This window comes from Pantanalinema sp. (genome assembly GCA_036704125.1).
Taxonomy (GTDB): Bacteria; Cyanobacteriota; Sericytochromatia; order S15B-MN24; family UBA4093; genus JAGIBK01.
The window spans coordinates 20292-29276 of record DATNQI010000080.1 but is presented as its reverse complement, the minus strand read 5'-3'; the positions used below and the strand labels follow the sequence as shown (position 1 = coordinate 29276).

General features: G+C 67.2%; 8 protein-coding genes. 2 read left to right on the top strand and 6 right to left on the bottom strand.

The annotated features are described in order from the left end of the window. The 5 genes from V6D00_12940 to hemE all read right to left on the bottom strand — a co-directional run. The coding region (locus tag V6D00_12940) for a hypothetical protein (GenBank protein HEY9900080.1) at window positions 1–2876 on the bottom strand (2876 nt) is incomplete at its 3' end. Window positions 2877–2971: 95 nt separating this feature from the next. Beyond that, window positions 2972–3484, bottom strand: coding sequence for a hypothetical protein (locus V6D00_12935; protein ID HEY9900079.1), 513 nt, complete (start codon window positions 3482–3484; stop codon window positions 2972–2974). A 244-nt stretch (window positions 3485–3728) separates the two neighbouring features. Beyond that, window positions 3729–4163, bottom strand: coding sequence for a protoporphyrinogen oxidase HemJ (hemJ, locus tag V6D00_12930; GenBank protein ID HEY9900078.1), 435 nt, complete (start codon window positions 4161–4163; stop codon window positions 3729–3731). A gap of 3 nt (window positions 4164–4166) precedes the next feature. Continuing rightward, a complete protein-coding gene (gene hemF, locus V6D00_12925; protein HEY9900077.1) occupies window positions 4167–5069 on the bottom strand; it encodes an oxygen-dependent coproporphyrinogen oxidase in 903 nt (300 codons plus the stop codon). An 8-nt stretch (window positions 5070–5077) separates the two neighbouring features. Then, window positions 5078–6139, bottom strand: coding sequence for a uroporphyrinogen decarboxylase (gene hemE, locus V6D00_12920; protein HEY9900076.1), 1062 nt, complete (start codon window positions 6137–6139; stop codon window positions 5078–5080). A 172-nt stretch (window positions 6140–6311) separates the two neighbouring features. Here hemE and V6D00_12915 point away from each other — a divergent pair, with 172 nt between their 5' ends. Together V6D00_12915 and V6D00_12910 are read left to right on the top strand one after the other, a co-directional pair. After that, complete coding sequence (locus tag V6D00_12915) at window positions 6312–7415, top strand: hypothetical protein (GenBank protein HEY9900075.1); 1104 nt, start codon at window positions 6312–6314, stop codon at window positions 7413–7415. Between the two features lie 131 nt (window positions 7416–7546). Further along, window positions 7547–8602 carry a hypothetical protein gene (locus tag V6D00_12910; GenBank protein HEY9900074.1) on the top strand — a complete coding sequence of 352 codons (1056 nt, stop codon included), beginning with the start codon at window positions 7547–7549 and terminating at the stop codon, window positions 8600–8602. Here V6D00_12910 and arsC read toward each other — a convergent pair. Then, window positions 8599–8952 (bottom strand): arsenate reductase (glutaredoxin), encoded by a 354-nt coding sequence (arsC, locus tag V6D00_12905; protein HEY9900073.1) that lies wholly within the window; start codon window positions 8950–8952, stop codon window positions 8599–8601. The genes V6D00_12910 and arsC overlap by 4 nt on opposite strands. Window positions 8953–8985 lie beyond the last annotated feature (33 nt).

Genomic DNA, 8985 nt, shown 5'->3' with positions numbered 1-8985 from the left:
GCTGCCTCGTAGCCCACCGCCCCGTAGACCCGGTCCAGGTAGAAGGGCAGGGTCCACAGCCCGCGGTTGACCTCGGCGATTGGGAAGCGGTACTCGGCGCTGATGACGCCGATCTGGTTCCCCGTGTTGGCGAGCACCGCGTCGTAGCCCCTGAGCCCCACCCGGCTGGTGAAGACGTCGGTCGCCGCTGTCAGGTCCATCTGGTTGAGGATCCGGTTGCTCCCATCCCACCCGCCGACCGTGAACTGGCCGCCGTTCTGGCCGAAGTTGAGGCCCGTCAGGCCGCGCACCGCGAGCACGTGGTGGGTCCAAGGCAGCGAGATGTACTGGCGGTAGTCCCCCCACACCCGCTGGTAGTTGGTCGAGCCCCCGAGCACCGGCAGGCCGACCTCGGCGCCGAGCGTCGAGATGGAGCCCCCCTCGGGGCTCACGCTGTAGGTCCGGCGGAAGTTGTTCGCCTTCTGGTACATGGCGTAGACGCTGTTCGAGAGCCCGCCGTTCTGCACGATGGGCGAGGCCGGGATGGGGGTGCCGGCCGGGATCTCGCTGAACTGGCTCAGGGCCGCGTCGCTGAGCATGTAGTCCTGGTTGTGGACGGTGCGCAGCCCCATCACGACGCTGTCGCCCGTCACCCAGTTGGACCCGATGAGCGGGGTGGGGATGCCGGGCAGGCGCGCCTGGAGGTTCAGGGCCTGCTGGTCCTGCCAGAGGTAGACCGGCGAGTTGCCCACCACCCCGTACAGGCTAGGCGAGGGGCCCTTGCTGTACTCGATGGACAGCGAGGGCAGCCACTGGTCGTTCTGGTAGGTGAAGCCCAGGTAGGGGTGGCCGGTGAGCGCCGGCAGCCCGCTGACATAGCCGCCGCCGTACAGGTAGTAGAAGTGCTGGTAGAGCACGTCGCGCCCATGGGTGGCGAAGCCCGCCTGGGCGCCGAACTGGCTGACGGCCGCAAAGGGCAGGTAAGTGTTGGGAGCGAGCGTCGGCCACGGGCTGTAGGGCCTGGGGGTGGCCGAGAGGGCGAAGTCCATCTCGACCGGCGTGGCCTTCTCGGTCACGCGCGAGACGAAGCGGCCCTCGAAGTCGCTGGTGACCGCGTCGCCCATGGCCGTCGCGATCCCCCTCTCGGGGGCAAAGGGCATGACCTTGAGGTCGTAGCCGCTCGCACCGTAGTCGATGAACGCGAGCTGCTTGCCGTCCGGCGAGACCCGGCCGTCGAAGGCGCCGCCCACCACGTTGGTGAGGCGTCTGAGCGTGCCGTCCGACAGGCGCAGGGCGTAGAGGTTGAAGACGCCGCTGCGGTCCGAGGTGAAGGTCAGGTACTTGCCGTCGGCCGTGTAGGCCGGGTAGAAGTCGAGGGCGTCCCCCGAGGTCAGCTCCTTGACGGCGAGGGTCTCGACGTTCAGCTCGACCAGGTTGTAGCGGCCGTTCTTCCAGCGCGAGGCGACCAGCCGCGTGCCGTCGGGCGAAAACGAGGGGTTGGCGTAGGTGACCTCCGGGGTCGGCGAGGTGAGGCGCTTGAGCTCACGACCCTCGCCGTCGAAGAGCACCAGGTAGTTGCTGCCCTCGGCGGTCACGACGGCGACGAGCTTCGTGCCGTCCGGCGAGACGGCGGGTTCCGCGGCGCGGCGGTTGGTGGTGAGCTGCTTGACCTGGCGGCTCGCGGCGTCGAAGCGGTAGAGGTCCGAGTAGCTCGCGTACCGATCCTCGCCCTGGGTGGCGTAGTAGATGAAGCGGCCATCGCTGGTGGGGACCGCATCGCCGATCGCGGCCTTTCCGAAGAGGCGGGTGATGCCGGGCTGCTCGCCCGTGGCGACCTTTACCAGCGCCGAGCTCTTGCCCTTGTACGACTCGGTGACGGTGACCGAGCCGTCCGACAGCCAGCGGGGATGATGGTGGTGACGACCGCCGGCGGTCAGGGCGCGGGCCTCGGTGAGGGGCTGCTCCTTGATCTGCGCGACCTGGCGCGCGGTGCGGCGCTTGAGCCAGGCCATCGTCTCGTTCCAGAGGGTGGTCCCGTTCTTGCCCGGGATGACCTGGCCGACGGCGAAGTCGATGCCGAGCAAGGGGGACCTGCCGAGCGCGCGCAGGATCGCGGGGGGCTTGTCCTCGCCGTAGGCCTCGATCAGGTACTGGAAGAAGGCGGTGCCGTAGTCGTACTCGTTGCCGCCCGTGGGCCACTCCAGCTCGTAGGAGCCGTTGACCTGGTCGATGCCGTAGAGCTTGCCTTCGAGGGTCGCCATGCGCAGGCGCATGTCCAGGTCGCCCTCCTTGGCGCGGCCGCCGGGGGTGAACTTGGACTCGGTGGTGACGGCCCAGCCCTCGGTCACGAACCGCGGGCTCTCCAGCATGAGCTGCGGGATGTAGGCCGTCAGCGATCGCGGAATACCCTGGAGCTGCACGTTGCTGAAGAAGAGCTGGCCCAGGATGGCGTTGAGCTGCACCAGATGCCAGGGCGTCGCGTTGTTGTGGATGATGTGGGTGTACTCGTGGAGGATGACGTACCGGATCCAGTCGTCGTACCGGCCCATGGCGAAGCCCGAGTCGGGCGAGGGCGGGTGCAGGTTGAGCATGATCCGGTTGTGGGGGTAGTTGCTCGCGTTGGCGTTGGTGTCGTCGTAGGTGTCGAAGCAGACGATCTCGGTCTTCTCGTAGGGCGTGACGCCCATGTACGGGGCGACCTTCTTGTGGGCGTCCTCGGCGTAGGCCAGGACGCGGCGGCCGAGCTGCTCGAGGCCGGGCGGGTAGTTGACCCGGAAGTGATCGCTCTCGAGGGTCTTCCACTCGATCCCGGGCTCGAAGCTCGTGGCGGCGAAGGCCGGAAGGTGGAGGGAACCAAGCCCGACGGTGAAGGCCAGGGCAGCGAGTAACTTCTTCATCGACCTCTCCAAGCGAACGTGAAACCGGCCCACCCCCTCGGGGATGGGCCGGTTCATTATTCCCGGTGAACGCCGAACGAAACGGGCGCGGCCTGTCAGGCCTTCAGGTCGAGCTTGATGGTGTCGAGCTGGATGGAGATGGCGCCGTCGGGGTGCTGGGTGAGGGTCCCCGGCTTGCCGGAGGCGTCCTTGAGGATCGCCTTGCCGCCCTCCTGGGACTGGAGCTTGAAGACGCCCGAGAACATGGGCTTCTCCTCGCCGGGCTCGATGGCCGTCGCCTTGACGCTGCCGTCGGGACGCGTCTCGATGCTCAGGTCGATCTTCTTGGTGAAGAAGAGGACCTTGGCGTTGAGCGTCATCTCGAGCTGCTTGTCGCTGCGCGCCTTGACCGTGGCGGTGCCGCCGAACGACGTGCCGTCCGCCTCACCGTCCATCTCGAACTTCTGGCCGGCCTTGAGGGGCGGAAGCTCGAGGGCGAGGACCTTGCGCTGAAGCGTGAGGCTGTCCGCCGGCATGGTGGCGGCGCTGGCGCTCGCAGGCGCGGCGCTCGGCTGAGGCGCCTTGCGCTGCGGAAAGGTGGGGGTTGCGCCGAGCTTTGCGACGTCCATGGCGATCTCCGAGGTAACGAGGTGGGGTTACCTCGGAGTTGTCGGCCCCATGGCGGCGGGACATTCTCAACAGAGAATTAAAACTAAATCAATTCCATGTGAAAAGGAACTTGATTTTATCCCCCCACCCCTCCTCGCATCTAATAAAACCAGGCATGTGTCGAGTTTGGCCGCTATAAGCGGCTTGATGGAACAGTTTTATTAGACGCTCAACCCCGCCCCACCGGGGGGCGGGGGATCAGGCTTAGAAGGGGCGGACGATCACCATGATGACGATGACGATCATCAGGAGGGTGGGGACCTCGTTGAGGACCCGGAAGTACTTGTCCGACTTGTAGCGCGGGTTGGCGATGAGCTTGGTGCGCGCAGCCGAGTAGATGCCGTGGCAGGCGAACATGCCGACCAGCATGGTCAGCTTGACGTGGAACCAGGGCATCTTGAGCAGGGCGGGGTTCATCCAGATCATGGCGAGGCCCGCGAGCAGGCTCACGATCATCGCCGGGTTCATGATGGCGCGCAGCAGGCGGCGCTCCATGACCTGGAAGCGGTCCATGACGGCCTGGTCGGTCTCCATGGCGTGGTAGACATAGAGCCTGGGCAGGTAGAGCATGGCGGCCATCCAGGCGATGACGGCGATGACGTGAAGGGCCTTGATCCAGAGGTAGAGGGAAGCGGACATGGGCTAGATCCAATCCTTGTTGATGAGAAAGTCCGTGTAGAGCCTGGCTTCGGGAGTGCCCGGTTCGGGGTGATAGTCGTAGCGCCACGCCGCCACGGGGGGCATGGACATGAGGATCGATTCGGTTCGGCCGCCCGACTGGAGCCCGAAATGGGTGCCCCGGTCCCAGACCAGGTTGAACTCGACGTAGCGGCCCCGGCGATAGGCCTGGAAGTCTCGCTCGCGATCGCCGTACGGCGTGTCCTTGCGACGGTCCAGGATCGGCGCGTAGGCCCCCAGGAAGTGGTCGCCCACGCTTTGCATGAGCGCGAAGCTGAACTCGAAGTCCTGGTCCGAGAGATCGTCGAAGAAGATCCCGCCGATCCCGCGCGGCTCCTGGCGGTGCTTGAGGTAGAAGTACTCGTCGCACCACGTCTTGAAGCGCGGGTGGTAGTCGTCGCCGAAGGGCGCAAGGGCGTCGCGGCACTCCCGGTGGAAGTGCTGCGCGTCCTCCTCGAAGCCGTAGTAGGGCGTCAGGTCCATGCCGCCGCCGAACCACCAGACCGGATCCAGCCCCGGCTTGGTGGCCGAGAAGAACCGCACGTTCATGTGGACGGTGGGCGCGTAGGGGTTGCGCGGGTGCAGGACCAAGGAGACGCCCATGGCCTCCCAGGAGCCGCCCACCAGCTCGGGCCGGTGGGCCGTGGCCGAGGGGGGCATCTGGGTGCCCGTGACGTGGGAGAAGGCGACGCCGCCCCGCTCGAGGACGTCGCCGCCCTCGATCAGGCAGGTGAGGCCGCCGCCGCCCGCGGGGCGCTCCCACGCGTCGCGCAGGAAGCAGCCCCCGTCGATGCGCTCCAGGTGCGCGACGATGCCGGCCTGGAGATCCTGAAGGTAGGCCTTGACGGCCTGGGTCGCGGGAGTCATCGAAGGGCTCAGGCGACCGGGGAGGCGGCGAGCTCCTTGACGGCCTGGACGAAGGCCTGGGCGTGCTCGACCGGCACGTCCGGCAGGATGCCGTGGCCGAGGTTGAAGATGTGGCCGGGGCGATCGCCCACCGCCTCGGCGATCCGGCGCACCTCGGCGCGGATCGTCTCGGGGCTGCCGTAGAGGCGGCAGGGATCCATGTTGCCCTGGATGGCGACGCGATCGCCGATGCGGTCGAAGGCCTGGCCGATGTCCACGCGCCAGTCGATGCCGACGCAGTCGGCCCCGGAGTTCGCCAGGTCCTCGAGGACGTGGCCCGCGCCGTTCATGTACAGGATGACGGGCTTGCCCATGTCCTGGATGCCCGCGATGATCTTCTTGGTGGCGGGCAGGGCGAAGGTGCGGTAGTCCTCGGGCGAGAGGTAGCCGCCCCAGCTCTCGAAGATCTGGACGATGTCGGCGCCGGATTCCATCTGGTAGCGCAGGTAGTCGATCAGGGTGTCGGCGAGCTTGTCCATCAGGAGGTGGAAGGCCGCGGGCTCGCGGTACATCAGGGTCTTGATGTGGCTGTAGTTCTTGCTGCCGCCGCCCTCGACCATGTAGGCCGCGAGCGTCCAGGGAGCGCCGGCGAAGCCGATCAAGGGGAGCTTGCCGCCGAGCGCCTTCTTGGTGAGCTTGAGGGCCTCGCCGGTGTAGGGGGTCTCCTCGGCGGCGACGGGCACGCGCATCCGCTCGATGTCGGCGATGGTGCGCAGGGGGTTGAGCAGGTGAGGCCCCTTGTCGTCGAACTGGACGTCCATGCCCATGGGGGTGAGCGGGATGAGGATGTCCGAGAAGATGATCGCCGCGTCCACGCCCACCTTGTCGATGGGCTGCATGGTGACCTCGGCGGCCAGGTCCGGGGTGCGGCAGAGGGTCAGGAAGTCCACCTTGGCGCGGATGGCGCGGAACTCGGCCATGTAGCGGCCCGCCTGGCGCATGATCCAGACCGGGGGGCGATCGTTCGGCAGGCGGCGGGCGGCGCGGATGAGGCGATGCGCGTTCGGGTTGGCTTCCATGGTGGGTTCCATCGTCGATCCTTTGAAGCGGCGCACCGGAAGAGCGGGCGCGAAGGGATAGTCTTATTCTTGACAGTCTACCATGGCAGGGTCTTGGGGACCGCGCAAGATCTGCGCTCGGGCGTCGATAGACATGTCAGTCAAGATTGCCGCCAGCTGACGGCGGGTTCAGGAGGGGATTCCGATGGACAAGGCGAACGGTTCGCAGGGCAAGCTCTACAGCATCAACTGGGCCTCCTTGCAGGGCGGCGTCACGCAGCGCCCCAAGCCGGAAGCTCCCCAGGAGCCCACTTCGACCCGGCCGCTGCCGGGCGATCGCGTCAACTTCAATCTACCTTCGACCGGCGCCACCACGGCCTCCGGCTCGTCGATCAAGAACCAGGTGCTGCGCATCGACAAGGAGATCGGCACCCTCAACAAGGCCCTCGGCCGCAACCAGGAAGAGCTGAAGGACGCGCACCGCGAGCGCGCCGAGCTCAAGGAGGTGCTCGCCGAGAAGGTGCAGCAGGCCAACGAGATCAAGGGCGAGATCAAGGGCGCCACCAAGGAGAAGGCCCAGCTCCAGGCCGAGATCAACGCCATCTGCAACCAGCTCGAGCTGGTGGACGGCCGCATCGGCAACCTCAAGACCGAGCAGGACGCCCTGCTCGCCAAGGAGGCCCAGCTCTCCCAGCAGCACCGCGTCCTGTACGACGATGCCAACGGCGCCAAGAACTACGAGCAGTACCTCAAGACCCTTCCGGCCGAGGCCCGCGGGGACGACGAGCTCGCCGCGGCCAAGCGCGAGGCGGCCTCCCAGCAGGCCAGGCGCGCCGAGGAGCTCCTGCACGGCACCGAGGGCGCTCTGGTCGACACCAACACCCAGCAGGCCCTCAACGGCCTCGAGAGCCACTTCCTCGAAGTCCGTCGCACCCGCCTCGAGACCAAGGGCGACGCCAAGATCGGCGAGCTGAACCTGACCCAGCAGCAGATCGAGCGCCTGCTCGGCAAGCAGGCCAAGGTCCAGGGCCAGATCAAGAGCACCCAGGGCCAGATCGCCAAGACCGACGCCCAGATCGGCCAGACCGAGAAGAACATCGCCACCCTGGAGCGCAAGATCGGCGACCTGGAGGGCCTGCGCGACGAGATCCTGGCCGAGGCCATCAAGGCCAAGCAGCAGGACGCGGTGGGGATCGCCAACAAGATCGCCGAGCTCGAGGCCGGCATCCGCGCCCTCAAGGGCGAGCTCCAGGCCACCCGCGAGGAGCTCAAGGACCTCAAGGACCTGCGCCAGTCCTACGCTGACTAGCTTCTTCTTCCGGTCGAACGAGGCACGAGAGTTCAAACTCTCGTGCCTTTTGGCGTATGATTGCCTTGCAATCCAGCGCCACGACTTGGAAAGGGACGGTTGTGTTCGGTTCGAAATGGCCTCGACGGGCGATGCTCGGCATCACGCCCCTGGCGCTCATCGCCACGCTCGCCTATCACCCCTTCTGGCCGCCGCCCCCCGCCCTCTCGACCGAGATCCCCCGGGACTTCGCCTGGGGGATCAGCTGGCACCCATCAAGCGAGGCCCAGGGGGCGATCGCCCCTGCCGCCCAGCTGGACGCCGCCCAGGCGCTCGGCGTGGGCCTGCTGCGCTTCGATGCGCCGTGGAGCAAGCTGCAGCCCACCTCGGACGCCCCGATCGACCCCGCGGGGCTCTCGGCCCTGCGCGAGCAGGTGGAGGGGAGCCTTTCGCGCGGGATGAAGGTCAAGGTCAACCTGGGCAGCTACCCCGACTGGGCGGTGGAGCTGCTCAAGCGGGATCCCGAGGGCTTCTTCGTGCGCTACCGCGTCTACGTGGAGGCCGCCGTCGACGCCCTGGGGCCGGGGGTGAGCTACCTGCAGCTCGGCAACGAGTTCAACACCATCCTGGACCCGATCCCCAGGGAGCACGACGCGCGGGTCTTCATCGAGGCCAGAGCGGCGATCGAGGGCTTCAAGGCCCGGCGTCCCGGCTGGCAGGTCAAGACGGTGATCAACGTGTGCGACACCTTCTCGATCCCCTGGCACGACGCGCTAGAGGGGGTCATGAAGGAGGCCTCCGGCGCCATCGACGTGGTCGGCTATGACTTCTACCCGGGCAACTACTCGCACCTCCACGACTGGAGCGCCTGGCCCGGCCTCGCCCACGTCGAGGACGTCATGCGGCGCTACGGCAAGGAGGGCGCCGTCTGCGAGACGGGCTGCCTCACCGCCTTCGGCGAAGAGCGCCAGGCGCGCTGGACCGCCGAGTCGACCCGGGCCATGCTCAACACCATCGCGCGATCGCCGCTCAAGGATCGCTTCGTGTTCGGGGTCTTCTACGAGCTGATGGACCCGCCCACCCTGCCGTTCTACCCGACCGAGGGGACCTTCGGCCTGATGACCGCCCGGGGCCGCCACAAGCCGGGCTTCGAGGCCTTCAGGCAGGTGGTCGGCGAGACCCGGGCGATCCAGGAGGCCAAGCGTTAGCCCAAGAGCTCCTGCGCGCGCTCGGGCGGGCGGGCCACCACGGCCTTGTCGCCCTTCACGACGATGGGCCGCTCGATGAGGATGGGGTTCTCGACCATCAAGCGGATCGCCTCCTCGCGCGAGAGGGGCCTGGTCGAAAGCCCGAGCTCCTTGTACCGGTCCTCGCCGGTGCGCATCAGGGCCTGGGGCTCCATGCCGAGCTTGCGCAGCAGGCCGTCGAGCTCCTCGAAGGTCGGCGGGTGGTCGAGGTACTTCACGACCGAAGGGGTGACGCCCGCTTCCTCGATGAGGCCCAGGGCCTGGCGGCTCTTGCTGCAGCGCGGGTTGTGGTAGATAACGACGTCGGACACGAGGTTTGCTCCTTTCATGACAGCAAGAGAATT

What these genes read in the sequence shown, in the direction of transcription:
- V6D00_12935 (HEY9900079.1), bottom strand. Translation starts at nt 3,484, where the DNA reads ATGGACGTCGCAAAGCTCGGCGCAACCCCCACCTTTCCGCAGCGCAAG.
- hemJ (HEY9900078.1), bottom strand. Translation starts at nt 4,163, where the DNA reads ATGTCCGCTTCCCTCTACCTCTGGATCAAGGCCCTTCACGTCATCGCC.
- hemF (HEY9900077.1), bottom strand. Translation starts at nt 5,069, where the DNA reads ATGACTCCCGCGACCCAGGCCGTCAAGGCCTACCTTCAGGATCTCCAG.
- hemE (HEY9900076.1), bottom strand. Translation starts at nt 6,139, where the DNA reads ATGGAACCCACCATGGAAGCCAACCCGAACGCGCATCGCCTCATCCGC.
- V6D00_12915 (HEY9900075.1), top strand. Translation starts at nt 6,312, where the DNA reads ATGGACAAGGCGAACGGTTCGCAGGGCAAGCTCTACAGCATCAACTGG.
- V6D00_12910 (HEY9900074.1), top strand. Translation starts at nt 7,547, where the DNA reads ATGCTCGGCATCACGCCCCTGGCGCTCATCGCCACGCTCGCCTATCAC.